The sequence below is a fragment of the Variovorax sp. LjRoot130 genome, assembly GCF_964253755.1.
Lineage (GTDB): Bacteria > Pseudomonadota > Gammaproteobacteria > Burkholderiales > Burkholderiaceae_C > Variovorax.
In genome coordinates this window covers 3,751,064-3,765,495 of record NZ_CAXURM020000001.1, presented here as the reverse complement: position 1 = coordinate 3,765,495, position 14,432 = coordinate 3,751,064, and the positions used below count along the sequence as shown (strand labels likewise).

At 65.5% G+C, this 14,432-nt stretch carries 17 protein-coding genes; 11 read left to right on the top strand and 6 right to left on the bottom strand.

The genetic code is table 11. The features are described 5' to 3' along the window. The first annotated feature begins 153 nt into the window (after positions 1–153). From ACSQ86_RS18700 to dnaB, 6 genes are all read left to right on the top strand, one after another. Positions 154–690, top strand: a complete 537-nt coding sequence (locus ACSQ86_RS18700; protein ID WP_436304673.1) for a hypothetical protein — start codon at positions 154–156, stop codon at positions 688–690. Between the two features lie 121 nt (positions 691–811). Next, positions 812–1,186 (top strand): 30S ribosomal protein S6, encoded by a 375-nt coding sequence (gene rpsF / locus ACSQ86_RS18695; RefSeq protein WP_093109828.1) that lies wholly within the window; start codon positions 812–814, stop codon positions 1,184–1,186. 4 nt (positions 1,187–1,190) lie between these two features. After that, a complete protein-coding gene (gene priB / locus ACSQ86_RS18690) occupies positions 1,191–1,493 on the top strand; it encodes a primosomal replication protein N (protein WP_244503991.1) in 303 nt (100 codons plus the stop codon). Between the two features lie 21 nt (positions 1,494–1,514). Continuing rightward, positions 1,515–1,796: a 30S ribosomal protein S18 gene (gene rpsR / locus ACSQ86_RS18685; RefSeq protein ID WP_007830781.1), complete on the top strand. Its 282-nt coding sequence runs from the start codon at positions 1,515–1,517 to the stop codon at positions 1,794–1,796. A 13-nt stretch (positions 1,797–1,809) separates the two neighbouring features. After that, the gene (gene rplI, locus ACSQ86_RS18680; RefSeq protein ID WP_436291105.1) at positions 1,810–2,262 is read left to right on the top strand and encodes a 50S ribosomal protein L9; all 453 of its coding nucleotides are present in this window, start codon (positions 1,810–1,812) and stop codon (positions 2,260–2,262) included. A gap of 187 nt (positions 2,263–2,449) precedes the next feature. Continuing rightward, positions 2,450–3,856, top strand: coding sequence for a replicative DNA helicase (gene dnaB, locus ACSQ86_RS18675; RefSeq protein ID WP_093109826.1), 1,407 nt, complete (start codon positions 2,450–2,452; stop codon positions 3,854–3,856). A gap of 25 nt (positions 3,857–3,881) precedes the next feature. On the opposite strand, the gene ACSQ86_RS18670 is transcribed toward dnaB, so the two are convergent. From ACSQ86_RS18670 to ACSQ86_RS18645, 6 genes are all read right to left on the bottom strand, one after another. Then, positions 3,882–4,592, bottom strand: coding sequence for a helix-turn-helix transcriptional regulator (locus ACSQ86_RS18670; protein ID WP_436309393.1), 711 nt, complete (start codon positions 4,590–4,592; stop codon positions 3,882–3,884). 43 nt (positions 4,593–4,635) lie between these two features. After that, a complete protein-coding gene (locus ACSQ86_RS18665) occupies positions 4,636–5,088 on the bottom strand; it encodes a GyrI-like domain-containing protein (RefSeq protein WP_436304672.1) in 453 nt (150 codons plus the stop codon). 19 nt (positions 5,089–5,107) lie between these two features. Next, complete coding sequence (locus tag ACSQ86_RS18660) at positions 5,108–5,557, bottom strand: EVE domain-containing protein (protein ID WP_436291106.1); 450 nt, start codon at positions 5,555–5,557, stop codon at positions 5,108–5,110. 76 nt (positions 5,558–5,633) lie between these two features. Then, the gene (locus tag ACSQ86_RS18655) at positions 5,634–7,382 is read right to left on the bottom strand and encodes a PhoH family protein (protein WP_436304671.1); all 1,749 of its coding nucleotides are present in this window, start codon (positions 7,380–7,382) and stop codon (positions 5,634–5,636) included. 191 nt (positions 7,383–7,573) lie between these two features. After that, the gene (locus ACSQ86_RS18650) at positions 7,574–8,050 is read right to left on the bottom strand and encodes a peroxiredoxin (RefSeq protein WP_093109821.1); all 477 of its coding nucleotides are present in this window, start codon (positions 8,048–8,050) and stop codon (positions 7,574–7,576) included. A 135-nt stretch (positions 8,051–8,185) separates the two neighbouring features. Next, positions 8,186–8,572 (bottom strand): Mth938-like domain-containing protein, encoded by a 387-nt coding sequence (locus ACSQ86_RS18645; protein ID WP_436304670.1) that lies wholly within the window; start codon positions 8,570–8,572, stop codon positions 8,186–8,188. A gap of 66 nt (positions 8,573–8,638) precedes the next feature. On the opposite strand from ACSQ86_RS18645, the gene ACSQ86_RS18640 reads away from it, so the two are divergent. Genes ACSQ86_RS18640 through ACSQ86_RS18620 form a run of 5 tightly spaced genes read left to right on the top strand, consistent with a single transcriptional unit; the run spans position 8,639 to position 14,432 of the window. Next, entirely contained in the window at positions 8,639–9,865 is a 1,227-nt protein-coding gene (locus tag ACSQ86_RS18640) for a pyridoxal phosphate-dependent aminotransferase (RefSeq protein WP_436304669.1), read from the top strand. Between the two features lie 28 nt (positions 9,866–9,893). Further along, positions 9,894–11,216: a homoserine dehydrogenase gene (locus ACSQ86_RS18635; RefSeq protein ID WP_436304668.1), complete on the top strand. Its 1,323-nt coding sequence runs from the start codon at positions 9,894–9,896 to the stop codon at positions 11,214–11,216. Then, positions 11,216–12,631: a threonine synthase gene (thrC, locus tag ACSQ86_RS18630; RefSeq protein ID WP_436304667.1), complete on the top strand. Its 1,416-nt coding sequence runs from the start codon at positions 11,216–11,218 to the stop codon at positions 12,629–12,631. The genes ACSQ86_RS18635 and thrC overlap by 1 nt, the downstream gene beginning before the upstream one ends. Positions 12,632–12,646: 15 nt before the next feature. Beyond that, on the top strand, positions 12,647–13,192 hold the full coding sequence (gene mobB, locus ACSQ86_RS18625) for a molybdopterin-guanine dinucleotide biosynthesis protein B (RefSeq protein WP_436304666.1): 546 nt from the start codon (positions 12,647–12,649) through the stop codon (positions 13,190–13,192). After that, positions 13,185–14,432 (top strand): molybdopterin molybdotransferase MoeA, encoded by a 1,248-nt coding sequence (locus ACSQ86_RS18620; protein WP_436304665.1) that lies wholly within the window; start codon positions 13,185–13,187, stop codon positions 14,430–14,432. The genes mobB and ACSQ86_RS18620 overlap by 8 nt, the downstream gene beginning before the upstream one ends.

Below are 14,432 nucleotides of genomic sequence, written 5' to 3'. Positions count from 1 at the left end.
GCTTGTAATTCCCATGTCAGCTCGGTGTAATTGCAACCAGATGAATCTTTAGTGTCAAACTCATGACCTAGGGGAGGCGCAGCCCCGAGAGCGTAGACAGAGGACAACCATGAAACCTCGATCGCTCTCGGGAAATTCGCGTTGGGGGACAGCATGATTCTTGTCAAGACGGAAGCCGGGCAGCAGGCGCTCAAGGACCGTTCGATCCGGCTCACGCCGCGCCAACGCTCGGCCTTCATCCTGTGCGATGGCAAACGCTCGGTGAGCGAAGTGCTCGATGCCGGCATGGGCATCGCACGCGAGGACATCGACCAGATGGTCGAACTCGGCTTGCTCGGGCAGGTGGGCGGAACGGCCGATGCGGCCAACGCAGGGACGGTTTCGGTCCCGCCCAATTCGGCTGCGCCGGCCGTTGAAGTTCCGAAGGAGGCCGCGCGGCCGGCCGCGCCCGCCCCGACGGAGGCGTCCGCGGCGCACCCGGCCCCGGGGCGCTCGAATCAGCAACGCTACAAGGACGCCTATCCGATCGCGACCCAACTCACCGGCAGCCTCGGCCTGCGGGGCTTCAGGCTCAATCTCTCGGTCGAAGGCACATCGACCTACGAGGAACTGCTCGCCCTGTCGCCCAAGATCCGCGACGCAGTGGGCCCGGAGAGGGCGGCCGCACTCGATCGCGCCCTGGGCCTTTGACGATCTTCAGGCACTTCCCGGACGGCGATACCCTGCTACAATAGCCGGCTTTGCCTTGCCACACTGCGACCGACGCTGCAGGTGGCTTTATCCCTTCCACGGAAGATCCACAAGGAGTGCCATGCGTCACTACGAAATCATTCTGCTGATCCATCCGGATCAAAGCGAGCAAGTTCCGGCCATGCTGGAGCGCTACAAGGGCCTGATCACGGCCGGCGGCGGCAAGGTCCACCGCGTCGAAGACTGGGGCCGCCGTCAGCTGGCCTACCAGATCAACAAGCTCAACAAGGCGCACTACCTGTGCGTGAACATCGAGGCCGAGCAGGCCGTGATGGCCGAACTCGAGCACGCGTTCAAATTCAACGACGCCGTCCTGCGCCACCTCACCGTGGTCAAGAAGAAGGCTGAGACCGGCCCGTCGTCGATGATGAAGACGGTCGAGCGCGAAGAGGCCCGCAAGGCTCAGCAGGCCGAGTACGCCGCCAACAACAACTGATGGTGTGAGCGCTGCCGCAGTCAACAGCCTCGTGCTGACTGCCTGCGTCGCCGAACTCGGTACCTTGCGCTTCACGCCTGCCGGCCTGCCCGCTATCGACCTGCGACTCGAGCACGAGTCGACGGTGACCGAAGCGGCCCAGCCCCGGCAGATCAAGGCGGCCCTCAAGGCCGTGGCCTTCGGCGCAGTGGCCGAGCGGCTCGCGAGACAGGCGTTGGGAAGTCTCTGGCGTTTTCAGGGCTTCCTCGCGACACCGGGCAACGGCAAGCACCCAGTGCTGCACATCCAGGATTTTCAGCAAGATTAATTTTCGAAAAGAGGTCCCACAATGGCCACGTTCAAGAAATTCAACAAAGACAAGCGCCCGAAGCGCAACACCCAGTCGCTGCTGTTCAAGCGCAAGCGCTTCTGCCGCTTCACCGTCGCCGGCGTCGAAGAGATCGACTACAAGGACATCGACACGCTGCGCGATTTCATCAGCGAAAACGGCAAGATCATCCCCGCGCGCCTGACCGGCACGCGCGCGATCTACCAGCGCCAGCTCAACACCGCGATCAAGCGCGCACGCTTCCTCGCGATGGTGCCGTACAGCGACCAACACCGCGTTTAAGGAGCAAGACACCATGCAAGTCATTCTTCTGGACAAGGTCGTCAACCTCGGCGTGCTCGGCGAGATCGTCAAAGTCAAGGACGGCTACGCGCGCAACTTCCTGATCCCCTCGGGCCGCGCACGCCGCGCCACCGAAGCCAACAAGGCCGAATTCGAAGCCAAGCGCGTCGAACTCGAAAAGGCCGCGGCTGCCAAGCTGGCCGAATCGCAAGCCCAGGGCGAGAAGCTCGCCGGCACCACCGTCAAGCTGACGCAGAAAGCCGGCGTCGACGGCCGCCTGTTCGGCTCGGTGACCAACCACGACATCGCCGAAGAGCTCAACAAGCAGGGCTACAAGGTCGCGAAGTCGCAGGTGCGCATGCCCAACGGCCCGATCAAGACCGTCGGCGACAGCACCGTCAGCGTTGCACTGCACACCGACGTGGTGGTCGACATCACCGTCACGGTGTACGGCGAAAGCGCGTAAGCCTTCGGCAAGGAGAAAACAAGATCGCTGGTGCGAACTTGTCCTTGTGGGCCGCCTTTGGGCGGCCTTTCTTTTTGGCCTGCTGTGTTGTCCCGCGCATTGCACCGACAACTCACCGTTTATCCACAGCCTTATAAGGTGACGCCGTCCGCCGTGCCGCTTAGCATGTGCGGCTGCAAGGAAGTCCATGTCCGCCGTTTTCTCCTATGCCGACAACGATCCGTCGGCCGACCGCCAAGTTGCGCAGCTGCGCATCCCCCCGCATTCGATCGAGGCCGAATCGAGCGTGCTCGGCGGCCTCTTGCTCGACAACGGCGCCTGGGACCGCATGGGCGACCTGCTCGTCGACGGCGACTTCTATCGCCACGAGCACAAGCTGATCTATGCGGCGATAGGAACGCTGATCAACGCCAGCAAGCCGGCTGACGTGATCACCGTCTACGAGCAGCTGCAGAACCTTGGCAAGGCCGAGGAAATCGGCGGTCTGGTCTACCTGAATTCGCTGGCGCAGTACGTGCCGAGCGCGAGCAACATTCGCCGCTACGCAGAGATCGTGCGCGAGCGCTCGATCCTGCGCAAGCTGGTGAGCGCCAGCGACGAAATCGCGACCAACGCTTTCAATACCCAAGGCAAGTCGGTCGACAAGATCCTCGACGAGGCCGAACAGAAGATCTTCAACATCGGTGAGGAAGGCACGCGCATGAAGCAGGGCTTCCAGGGCATGGATTCCCTGGTGGTCGAACTGCTGGACCGCGTGACCGAGATGGCGGAGAACCCCAACGACATCACCGGTGTGCGCACGGGTTTCTACGACTTCGACAAGATGACCTCGGGCCTGCAGCCGGGGGACATGATCGTGCTGGCCGCGCGTCCGTCCATGGGGAAGACTTCGCTGGCGATCAACATCGCCGAGCATGTGGCGCTCAACGAGGGGTTGCCGGTCGCGGTGTTCTCGATGGAAATGGGCGCTTCGCAGCTGGCGGTGCGTATCGTCGGCTCGATCGGGCGCATCGACCAGGGGCACCTGCGGACCGGCAAGCTCACCGACGAAGAATGGCCGCGCCTCACCGAGGCCATCGAGAAGCTGCGCAACGTGTCGCTGCACATCGACGAGACACCGGGCCTCACGACCAGCGAACTTCGTGCAAACGCACGCCGCCTCGCGCGCCAGTACGGGAAGCTCGGCCTGATCGTGGTCGACTACCTTCAGCTGATGAGCGTGTCGAGCAGCATGAGCGACGAGAACCGCGCCACGGCCGTGGGCGAGATCTCGCGCGGACTGAAGATGCTGGCAAAGGAACTCAAATGCCCGGTGATCGCGTTGTCGCAGCTCAGCCGCGGTGTGGAAAGCCGGACCGACAAGCGTCCGATGATGAGCGATCTCCGGGAGTCCGGTGCCATCGAGCAGGACGCCGACATCATCATGTTCATCTACCGCGACGACTACTACGACAAGAACAGCAAGGAGCCCGGCGTGGCCGAGGTGATCATCAGCAAGCATCGCAACGGCCCGACGGGCACGGTCAAGCTTGCATTCCTCAAGCCGCTCACCAAGTTCGAGAACCTGGCTGGCGGCGGAGGCGCCGACTTCTGACCCTGGCCGGCGGCGCGGACGGACGCTACCGCAGCCCGGACGATTGAGGTTGCGCCGGGTCCTCCTGCAGGCGGCGCAGCATCTCGGCCAGCGTCTTGCCGGGTTCGTCGCGAAAGCGCTCGGGCAGAACTTCGACCTGGTCGATGCGATCGATCCGGAAGGCTCGAAAGTCCTGCCGCAGCTCGCACCAGGCCGAGAAGGTCCAGACCCGGCCCCAATAGAAACAGCCGAGCGGCCGCACGATGCGCTGGCTCGGCGCGCCGCTGACGTCGCGGTAGTCCATGCTCAGCTTGTTGCGCGACTGCACCGCTTCGCGCAGCGTCTGCAAACGGGCGCGCGTGCCATCGTCGATGGAGAACGCCGGCGCGAAGAGCGCCAGGCTTTCTGCCGAGGCGCGCGCTGCCGGCGGCAGCACCGAGAGGATCTTGCCGAGCGCGGTCTGGATGTCGCGCGCCAGGGCGGGATCGACCGAGCTCTGGGCCAGCCTCGCCGAGGCGACGAGGGCCGCGGCCTCATCCTGCGTGAACATGAGCGGCGGCAGGTCGAAGCCGGCGCCCAAGCGGTAGCCGACGCCGGCTTCCCCTTCGATCGGCACGCCCTGGCGCTGCAGGTCGGCCACATCGCGGTAGACGGTGCGTTCCGACACTTCCAGGCGCTGTCCCAGGAATGCGGCGGTCGTGAGTCGTCGCCCGCGGATGAGCTGGACGATCTGGAACAGGCGGTCGGCGCGGCGCATGCAGGCAAGTCAATGTCGAACGGGCTTCTTGTCGAAATCTTTGTCAGTCCAGGGTGACGCCGATGTGGATGGCGACCTGGTCGGGGCCGCTGTAAGCCTCGAAGTCGCTGCGATAGGTGCGCTTGATTTCCGGGTGCTGCTCGAAATACTGCCAGATCGACTGCCAGACCGCGAGCACCATTTGCGGCATTTCGCCTTGTCCGCTGAAGACGAGGTAATCGCCGGCTTCGATCCGCACGGTCGCCGGGCCGTCCGAGACGGCCACGCCGGTCGTGATGTCGAAGGCGCCGTGCGCATCGGATTCGTAGGCCGAATAGACGCCGTAGAGCCGCATGTCGTTGATCCGGTGCGGCCTTTCATAGGCTCGCTCGTCGAAGAAGCGCGTCCAGAGCTTCCCGATCCGGGCCGATTGCGGATCGTTTTCCTCGCGGTTTGTGGTTCGCACGGTCAGGCCGGCGATGCTGAACGCGTCATGGCGTTGGAGCTGGGGTTGCATGGTTTCTTCTCCTCTTGAATCAAAGGTCCAATGCCCTGATGCTGGCGTTCATGGCGCCGGCGATCAGGTGGATGTCGTGGTCGCTGACTTCGAGCAGCCCGAAGCGGAGCTTGTAGCCCCAGCGCTTCGGGTCCTCGACGAAGTCGAGGTGGTCGATGAGCGGCAGGATCGGTGCCTCCTGCGCGGCCACGTAGCCCACGTCGCGTCGCCACGCCACGAAGCCGCCGCCCATGTCCGCTTCGTAGGGCTCGCCCTTCTGCACGACGCCGATCGAGACGAAGCTCTGCAGCTTGTCGGTGCCGTGGAGCACCGTGGCGGGCGCGTAATAGGCGACACGATCACCCGGCGCGAGGCGCCGGAGGGGCGCGAGTTTGCCATGGCCGACCTGCATGAAGCCCAGGCCGGCGTGGTCGCGCCCACGGCGTGCATGTTCTGCGCTGGCGACGGCGATCCAATTCCTGCGGTTCATGCCGCCAATGCTGCGCGGAGGCTACTGACAACGTCCTGTCAGCAGCCTTCGCGCAAAGCGCAGGAACGCAGGCCGGCTACAGCACGTCGCTCGCGAAATCCGCCAGGCGCGAGCGTTCGCCGCGCGCCAGCGTGATGTGCCCGCTGTGCGGCCAGCCCTTGAACTTGTCGACCGCGAAGGTCAGGCCGGAGGAGCCTTCTGTGAGATAGGGTGTGTCGATCTGCGCCAGGTTGCCCATGCAGATGATCTTGGTGCCCGGGCCCGCGCGCGTGACCAGCGTCTTCATCTGCTTGGGCGTCAGGTTCTGCGCCTCGTCGATGATCACGTACTTGTTCAGGAAGGTGCGCCCGCGCATGAAGTTCATGCTCTTGATCTTGATGCGGCTGCGAATCAGCTCGTTGGTGGCCGCGCGGCCCCATTCGCCGGCGCCGCCGCTGTCGCCCTTGGCCAGGAACTCGAGGTTGTCGTCGAGCGCGCCCATCCAGGGCCCCATCTTTTCCTCTTCGGTGCCGGGCAGGAAGCCGATGTCTTCGCCGACGCTCACGGTCGCGCGGGTCATGATGATCTCGGTGTAGCGCCGATCGTCGAGCACCTGGGTGAGGCCCGATGCCAGCGCCATCAGCGTCTTGCCGGTGCCGGCGGTGCCGGTCAGCGTGACGAAGTCGACCTCGGGGTCCATCAGCAGGTTCATCGCGAAGTTCTGCTCGCGGTTGCGCGTGTTCACGCCCCAGACGGCATTCTTGATCGACCCGTAATCCTTGAGCGTCTTGAGCACCGCCGTCTTGTCCCGGATCTCGGTGACCCGTGCATACATGCTCGGCTCGCCGGGCGCCTCGAAGTAGACGAACTGGTTGATGTAGAGGTTCGGGACGATCGGGCCGCTGATGCGGTAGAAGGTGCTGCTGCCGCTCTGCCAGCTTTCGATGGTCTTGCTCTGGCGCGTCCAGAAATCGGCCGGCAGCGCCAGCGAGCCGGAGTAGAGCAGGTCGCCGTCTTCGAGCGTCTTGTCGTTCTGGTAGTCGTCCGCCGCGAGGCCGAGTGCACGCGCCTTGACGCGCATGTTGATGTCTTTCGACACCAGCACGACCTCCTGCTTCGGCCGGCCGGGCGCGTCCTGGGCATAGAGGTCGCGCAGTGCCTGGACGACGCCAAGGATCTGGTTGTCGGCCTTGCCCTGGGGCAAGCTGGTCGGCAGCGCATAGTCGAGCGGAGCGGTCTGGAAGAACAGCTTGCCGCCGGACTCCCGGTGGCCGGTGGAGTCGAGCTTCAGGCCCTTGGCGATGTCGGCGCCCTGCGTGCCGGCGAGCGCATCGAGGGTGCGGCTGGTCTGGCGGCCGTTGCGCGCGACTTCGGTCGTGCCTTTCTTGTGGCCGTCGAGTTCCTCCAGCACGATCATCGGCAGGAAGATGTCGTGCTCCTCGAAGCGGAACAGGCACATCGGGTCGTGCAGCAGCACGTTGGTGTCCAGCACGAACAGCTTGGCCGGGCCGTTGGGTTTGCTGCGCTTGGCGCGCGCCGCGTTCTGCGGTGCAGCGGGGGCTGGAGCGGGGCGGCTCTCGATCTGGCTGCGCGACGGCGCGGTCGGCGCCGGAGAGGGCGCCAGCGCCCTGACTTTGGGCACGGGCGGCGCCTCGATGCTGCCGCCGCCTTCTGCGGCGTGACGGTCGAGCAGTTCGAGCGGCTGGGGCCCGCTGGACCGGGTCTCTTCAGTTCGCCGATCGGACGAGCGGCGGCCGTTTCTTCCGTGCGAAGAACGGGCGGGCGCGTCGTGCGCGTCCGGCGAAAGCAATGCGGCGCGTTTCGTGGGTGCGGGAGGCAGGGGCATGGGGCAGTTCGCTCGCAAAAAGAAAGAGGCCAGAAAGCGAAAAAGCCGCCTGAAGACCAGGGCGGCTTTGTTCGGGGGATGCGGTCGTGGAGCTCAACGGCATGAAACCATTATGCACATCGAATGTGTCACCTCCCGTGAACGTTGCGCATCGCCAACGCGACCGCGCAAAAGTACACGCTTGCAGGAGATCAGGCGGCCTTCTTGAGCGCCTTGACTGCTTTGAGCACGTCATCGACATGGCCTGGGACCTTGAGGCCGCGCCATTCGGCCTTGAGCACGCCGTCGGCACCGATCAGAAAGGTGCTGCGCTCGATGCCCTTGACCTTCTTGCCGTACATGATCTTGTTCTTGACCACGCCGAACATGTGGCACATCTTTTCTTCGGTGTCGGCGATCAGCTCGAAAGGGAGCTCGAGCTTGGCCTTGAATTCGTCGTGCGACTTCATGTTGTCGCGCGACACGCCGAAAACGGTGGCGCCGGCTTTCACGAAATCCTTGTAGCGGTCGCGGAACTGCATCGCTTCGGTGGTGCAACCGGGCGTGTTGTCCTTGGGATAGAAGTACATCACCAGCACGTGCCCGAGGTGCGAGGTGTTCGAAACCTTGATGCCGCCGGTGGCGTTGGCGTCGAATTCGGGAATGGGTTTGTTGACAACGATCGCCATGAAACTTGTTTTCTCCGTTTGATTCCATGTTCGAGCCCGCTCCTGGCTCTGGAGGCGCTCGAAATGGAGGATTGGTCGTTGCTTTACTGGGCGGGCTGCCGCTTTGCAACCCGCTATTTTACCCCGAAACGCCCTCTATTTGCCGTCATCCGGCCTCTCGACCAGCAGGGCGGCAACCACATGACGGCCTTCGCCCGCGAGGATGTTGTAGGTGCGGCAGGCGGCGGCCGTGTCCATGGTCTCCACGCCCGTGCGCTGCGCCATGAGTGGCTGCAGCCAGGCTGCCTGCGGAAAACGGATGCGCCCGCCGCTGCCGAAGATGATCAGTTCGGCGCCCATCGAGGCCAACTGCGCGAAATGCTCGGCGCCGAGCTGGTCGAAGCGGGTGCAGTCCCACGCGAAGCGCTCGCCGCGCGAGCCGATCACCACGCTGCTTTCGATCTTCTCGTAGTTGACGGCCACCCAGCCGGGACCGTGTGCGGTGAGGGTCTGGACGTCGGATTTGTCGGGCTGGAGCTTCATCGGGAGGCCGGGGGAACTGTGGTCAAATTATAGGTTTTCCCCCGTGCAGACGCCCTTGGAGGGACTTTGAAAGCGATCAAGAAATCGGCCAAGCTGGCCAACGTGCTCTACGACATCCGCGGCCCGATCATGGACGCCGCGAAGCAGATGGAGGAAGAGGGCCAGAAGATCATCAAGCTCAATATCGGCAACCTCGCGCCGTTCGGCTTCGATGCGCCCGAAGAGGTGCAGCAGGACATGATCCGCAACCTGCCGGCCTCGTCCGGCTACTCGGACAGCAAGGGCATCTTCGCGGCGCGCAAGGCGGTGATGCACGAGACCCAGAAACAGGGCATCGCGGGCGTGACGCTCGACGACATCTACCTGGGCAACGGCGCCAGCGAATTGATCGCGATGGCCGCCAACGCGCTGCTCAACGACGGCGACGAGCTGCTGCTGCCTGCCCCCGACTACCCGCTGTGGACTGCGGTCGCGAGCCTTTCGGGCGGCAAGCCGGTGCACTATCTCTGCGACGAGGACAACGGGTGGATGCCGAGCCTCGACGACATCCGCGCCAAGATCACGCCCCGGACCAAGGGCATCGTGGTCATCAACCCCAACAATCCGACGGGGGCGCTGTATTCGGACGAGCTGCTCCAGAGCATTGTCGCGATCGCGCGCGAGCACGGCCTCGTGATCCTTGCCGACGAGGTCTACGACAAGGTGCTGTACGACGGCGTCAAGCACACCGCCATCGCCAGCCTGTCGAAGGACGTGCTGACCCTGACCTTCAACTCGCTGTCGAAGAGCTACCGCTCCTGCGGCTACCGCGCCGGCTGGCTCGTGGTGTCGGGCGACAAGAAGATCGCGCAGGACTACATCGAAGGCCTCAACATGCTTTCGAACATGCGCCTGTGTCCCAACGTGCCGGGTCAATGGGCGATCCAGACGGCGCTCGGCGGCTACCAGAGCATCAACGACCTCGTGGGGCCCGGCGGCCGCCTGCGCCACCAGCGCGATCTGGCCTACGAGCTCATCACCGCCATCCCCGGGGTGACTTGCGTCAAGCCGAATGCCGCGCTCTACATGTTCCCCAAGCTGGACCCCAAGGTCTACCCGATCGACGACGACCGGCAGTTCTTTCTCGAGCTGCTGAAGGAAACCAAGGTGATGCTGGTGCAGGGCACCGGCTTCAACTGGGCGACGCCGGACCATTTCCGCATCGTGTTCCTCCCGCATGAGGAAGACCTGCGCGAAGCGGTGCAGCGCATCGCCGACTTCCTCGAACGCTACAGAAACCGGGCCGCCGCCTGAGGCCCTCATCGCTCAAGAGACGAAACGAATGAAACCCATCCAAGTAGGCCTGCTCGGCATCGGCACGGTCGGTAGCGGCACCTTTCAGGTGCTGCGGCGCAACCAGGAAGAAATCAAGCGCCGTGCCGGGCGCGGCATCGAGATCACGATGGTCGCCGACCTCGACCTGGCGCGCGCCAAGGCTGCCGTCGGCGAGGGCGTGCAGGTCGTGAACGACGCGCGCGCCGTGATCGCCAACCCCGACATCGACATCGTGATCGAGCTGATCGGCGGCTACGGCATCGCGAAGGAACTGGTGCTCGAGGCGATCGCCGCGGGCAAGCACGTGGTTACCGCCAACAAGGCGCTGCTCGCGGTGCACGGCACCGAAATCTTCGCGGCCGCCCATGCCAAGGGCGTGATGGTGGCCTTCGAGGCCGCCGTGGCCGGCGGCATCCCGATCATCAAGGCGCTGCGCGAAGGGCTCACGGCCAACAGCATCCAGTGGATCGCCGGCATCATCAACGGCACCACCAACTTCATCCTCTCGGAGATGCGCGACAAGGGCCTCGATTTCGGCACCGTGCTGAAGGAGGCGCAACGCCTCGGTTACGCCGAAGCCGACCCGACCTTCGACATCGAAGGCATCGACGCCGCGCACAAGGTCACGCTGATGAGCGCCATCGCCTTCGGCATCCCGGTCCAGTTCGACAGGGCGCATATCGAGGGCATCACCAAGCTCGCGGCGCAGGACATCAAGTACGCCGAGCAGCTCGGCTACCGCATCAAGCTGCTCGGCATCACCAAGCGGAAGGCGCAGGGCATCGAACTGCGAGTGCACCCGAGTCTCGTGCCCTCGAAACGCCTGCTCGCGAACGTCGAAGGCGCGATGAACGCCGTAGTGGTCAACGGCGATGCCGTCGGCACCACGCTCTACTACGGCAAAGGCGCCGGCAGCGAGCCCACCGCCAGCGCGGTGATCGCCGACCTGGTCGACATCACCCGTCTGCACACGGCCGACGCGGCGCACCGCGTGCCGCACCTGGCCTTCCATCCCGACGCCATGAGCGACCTCAAGGTGCTGCCGATGGCCGAGGTCGTGACCAGCTACTACCTGCGCCTGCGCGTCGCCGACGAGGCCGGCGTGCTGGCCCAGGTCACGGGGCTGCTCGCCACGGCCGGCATCAGCATCGATGCGGTGCTGCAGCGCGAAGCCGACGAGGTGGGCGGCGAGGGTTCGACGCAGACCGACCTGATCATCCTCACGCACGACACGCGCGAAGGCACGCTGGACGACGCGCTCGCCCAGCTGCAGGCGCTGCCCACGGTGCTGGCGCCGATCGTGCGCATCCGCAAGGAAGAGCTGTCCTGATGCGCTACCTGTCCACGCGCGGCCATCCGGACCGCCGCCGCTTCTGCGAGATCCTGCTGGAAGGCCTGGCGCCCGACGGCGGCTTGTACCTGCCCGAGCGCTACCCGCAGGTCGACGCGGCCACGCTCGCGAAGTGGCGCGGCCTGCCGTACGCCGATCTGGCCTTCGAAGTGCTCTCGCTCTACATCGACGACATTCCGCCGGCCGACCTGAAGGCGATCTGCGCCAAGACCTACACCGCCGAGGTGTTCGGCACGCCCGAGATCGTGCCGCTGCGCGAGCTCGAAGATGGCGTCTATCTCGAGGCCCTGTCCAACGGCCCCACGCTCGCCTTCAAGGACATGGCGATGCAGCTGCTCGGCAACCTGTTCGAGTACGAACTCGCGCGCCGCGGCGAGGAGCTCAACATCCTCGGCGCGACCAGCGGCGACACCGGCAGCGCCGCCGAATACGCGATGCGCGGCAAGAAGGGCGTGCGCGTCTTCATGACCTCGCCCGACGGCCGCATGAGCCCGTTCCAGCAGGCGCAGATGTTCAGCCTGCAGGACGCCAACATCCACAACATCGCGATCGCCGGCGTGTTCGACGATTGCCAGGACATCGTCAAGGCGGTCTCGAACGACCTGAATTTCAAGCGCAAGTACAGGATCGGCACCGTCAATTCGATCAACTGGGCGCGCCTCCTGGCGCAGGTGGTCTATTACTTCGCTGGTTACTTTCAAGCGACGGCGGACAACGAAAAGCAGGTGAGCTTTACCGTGCCTTCCGGCAACTTCGGCAACGTCTGCGCCGGCCACGTGGCGCGTTCGATGGGCCTGCCGATCCGCACGCTGGTGGTCGCGACCAACGAGAACGACGTGCTCGACGAGTTCTTCCGCACCGGCGTCTACCGCGTGCGCTCGGCCGCCGACACGCACGAGACCTCGAGCCCCTCGATGGACATCTCCAAGGCCAGCAACTTCGAGCGCTTCGTGTTCGATCTCGTGGGCCGCGATGCAGCGAAGGCGCGCGGCCTGTTCGAAGGCGAGCTCGGCCGCAACGGCCGCTTCGACCTGAGCGCCGACCCGGCCTTCGCGCAGGCTTCCGAACGCTTCGGTTTCGCGAGCAGCCGCAGCACGCATGCGGATCGGCTCGCGACCATCCGCGACACGGACAAGCGCTTCGCCACGCTGATCGACACACACACGGCCGATGGCCTCAAGGCCGCCCGCGAGCATCTCGCACCGGGCATTCCGATGATCGTGCTCGAGACCGCGCTGCCCATCAAGTTCGCCGAAACCATCGTCGAGGCACTGGGCCATGAGCCCGAGCGCCCCGCGCGCTTCGAAGGCATCGAGGCGCTGCCCAAGCGCGTCGTCAAGCTGCCGGCCGAGGCTGAGGCGGTGAAAGCCTACATTGCCCAGCACTGTGATTGATCGCGAAGGCGGCGCATGAAAGTCATCGGCTTCGCCGGCTTTTCGGGCGCGGGCAAGACCACGCTGGTCGAACGCCTGATCCCCGTGCTCAAGCTGCACGGCCAGCGCGTTTCGGTGGTCAAGCATGCCCATCACAAGTTCGACATCGACCATCCGGGCAAGGACACCTTCCGGCATCGCGAAGCCGGTGCCTTCGAGGTGGTGGTCGGGTCGGACAAGCGGCTCGCGCTGATCCGCGAGTTCGAGCGACCGACGCAGCTCGGCGTGCACGACCTGGTGGCCGAGCTCGATGACCGTGTCGACTGGGTGCTGGTCGAAGGCTTCAAGCACAGCGACCTGCTCAAGATCGAGATCTGGCGCGAGCCCGGGGAGGGCGAGGCCGCTCGCCCCGCGCGCTACGTGGAAGACGCGCACATCGTCGCGATCGCGACCGACACGCCGGAACGCCTGCCTACCGCCACCGAGCTGCCGATCTTCGACCTGAATGACGTCGATGGCATCGGCGACTGGCTGCTGCAGAACGCGGGGCGTTTCGAGTACAAGGTGGAACGCCATGGCTGATCCATCCGCACGTCCTCCCTTGATGCCGCTCGACGAAGCGCTCGCGCGCCTGCTCGCGGCCGCCACGCCGCAAGTCGGCATCGAAAGCGTCTCCACCTTCGAGGCCGACGGCCGCGTGCTCGCACAGGACGTGGTGTCGGCACTCACCGTGCCGCCGCGTGACAACAGCTCGATGGACGGCTACGCGCTGCGCGTAGCCGATTGCGCGGCACCCGGCGCGGTGTTGCGGGTGGCGCAGCGCATTCCGGCCGGCAGCGTGGGCACGCCGCTTGCGGCCGGCACGGCAGCGCGTATCTTCACCGGCGCGCAGATTCCCGAAGGCGCCGACGCGGTCGTGATGCAGGAAGACACGAGCGCGCTGCCCGAGGAGGGTGGCCTCGGAAGCGTGCGCATCGAGACCGTGCCCACCGCGGGCCGGTGGATTCGCCGCGCCGGCGAAGACGTGGCGGCCGGCGACGTGGTGCTGTCCAGGGGCGAACGCCTCACGCCCGCGGGCCTGGGGCTGGCCGCCAGCGTCGGCCTCGACCGGTTGCAGGTGGCGAAACGCCCGCGCGTCACGCTGCTGTCGACCGGCGACGAACTCGTGATGCCCGGCGAGGTGGCGCCCGAGGCGATGAAGCCGGGCTCGATCTACAACTCCAACCGCTTCTTCATGCGGGCGCTGCTCCAGCGGCTGGGCTGCGAGGTGAACGATCTGGGCATCGTGCCTGACCGGCGCGACGCGACCATCGAGGCCCTGCGCGCCGCGTCGCTTCGCAGCGACGTGATCATCACCACCGGCGGCGTGTCGGTCGGCGAGGAAGACCACATCAAGGCCGCCGTGCAGGCGCTGGGCCAGCTCGACCTGTGGTCGCTCTCGATGAAGCCGGGCAAGCCCTTCGCCTACGGCCGCATCGGCGACGCGCACCTCACCGGGCTGCCCGGCAACCCGGTTTCGAGCTTCCTGACATTCCTGCTGCTCGTGCGCCCGTTCCTGCTCACTCTGCAGGGCGCGACGCGCGTGGCGCCGGCGCCGATCGCGATGCGTGCCGATTTCGACTGGCCGCGCGCCGACCGGCGCCGCGAGTTCCTGCGCGCGCGGCGCAACGCCGCGGGCGGGCTCGACCTGTTCGGCAACCAGAGCTCCGGCGTGCTGACCTCGATGGTCTGGGGCGACGGCGTGATCGACACGCCGGCGGGCCGGCCCTTCAAGGCCGGCGACACCGTGCAGTTCATTCCCTTCGCATCGCTCCTGGCCTGA

Bases quoted from the DNA above. Each gene is read 5' to 3' on its own strand.
- ACSQ86_RS18655 (WP_436304671.1), bottom strand. From the start codon at position 7,382: ATGCCCCTGCCTCCCGCACCCACGAAACGCGCCGCATTGCTTTCGCCG.
- rplI (WP_436291105.1), top strand. From the start codon at position 1,810: ATGCAAGTCATTCTTCTGGACAAGGTCGTCAACCTCGGCGTGCTCGGC.
- ACSQ86_RS18635 (WP_436304668.1), top strand. From the start codon at position 9,894: ATGAAACCCATCCAAGTAGGCCTGCTCGGCATCGGCACGGTCGGTAGC.
- rpsF (WP_093109828.1), top strand. From the start codon at position 812: ATGCGTCACTACGAAATCATTCTGCTGATCCATCCGGATCAAAGCGAG.
- ACSQ86_RS18660 (WP_436291106.1), bottom strand. From the start codon at position 5,557: ATGAACCGCAGGAATTGGATCGCCGTCGCCAGCGCAGAACATGCACGC.
- ACSQ86_RS18700 (WP_436304673.1), top strand. From the start codon at position 154: ATGATTCTTGTCAAGACGGAAGCCGGGCAGCAGGCGCTCAAGGACCGT.
- thrC (WP_436304667.1), top strand. From the start codon at position 11,216: ATGCGCTACCTGTCCACGCGCGGCCATCCGGACCGCCGCCGCTTCTGC.
- ACSQ86_RS18620 (WP_436304665.1), top strand. From the start codon at position 13,185: ATGGCTGATCCATCCGCACGTCCTCCCTTGATGCCGCTCGACGAAGCG.
- ACSQ86_RS18650 (WP_093109821.1), bottom strand. From the start codon at position 8,050: ATGGCGATCGTTGTCAACAAACCCATTCCCGAATTCGACGCCAACGCC.
- ACSQ86_RS18665 (WP_436304672.1), bottom strand. From the start codon at position 5,088: ATGCAACCCCAGCTCCAACGCCATGACGCGTTCAGCATCGCCGGCCTG.
- rpsR (WP_007830781.1), top strand. From the start codon at position 1,515: ATGGCCACGTTCAAGAAATTCAACAAAGACAAGCGCCCGAAGCGCAAC.
- ACSQ86_RS18645 (WP_436304670.1), bottom strand. From the start codon at position 8,572: ATGAAGCTCCAGCCCGACAAATCCGACGTCCAGACCCTCACCGCACAC.
- mobB (WP_436304666.1), top strand. From the start codon at position 12,647: ATGAAAGTCATCGGCTTCGCCGGCTTTTCGGGCGCGGGCAAGACCACG.
- ACSQ86_RS18670 (WP_436309393.1), bottom strand. From the start codon at position 4,592: ATGCGCCGCGCCGACCGCCTGTTCCAGATCGTCCAGCTCATCCGCGGG.
- dnaB (WP_093109826.1), top strand. From the start codon at position 2,450: ATGTCCGCCGTTTTCTCCTATGCCGACAACGATCCGTCGGCCGACCGC.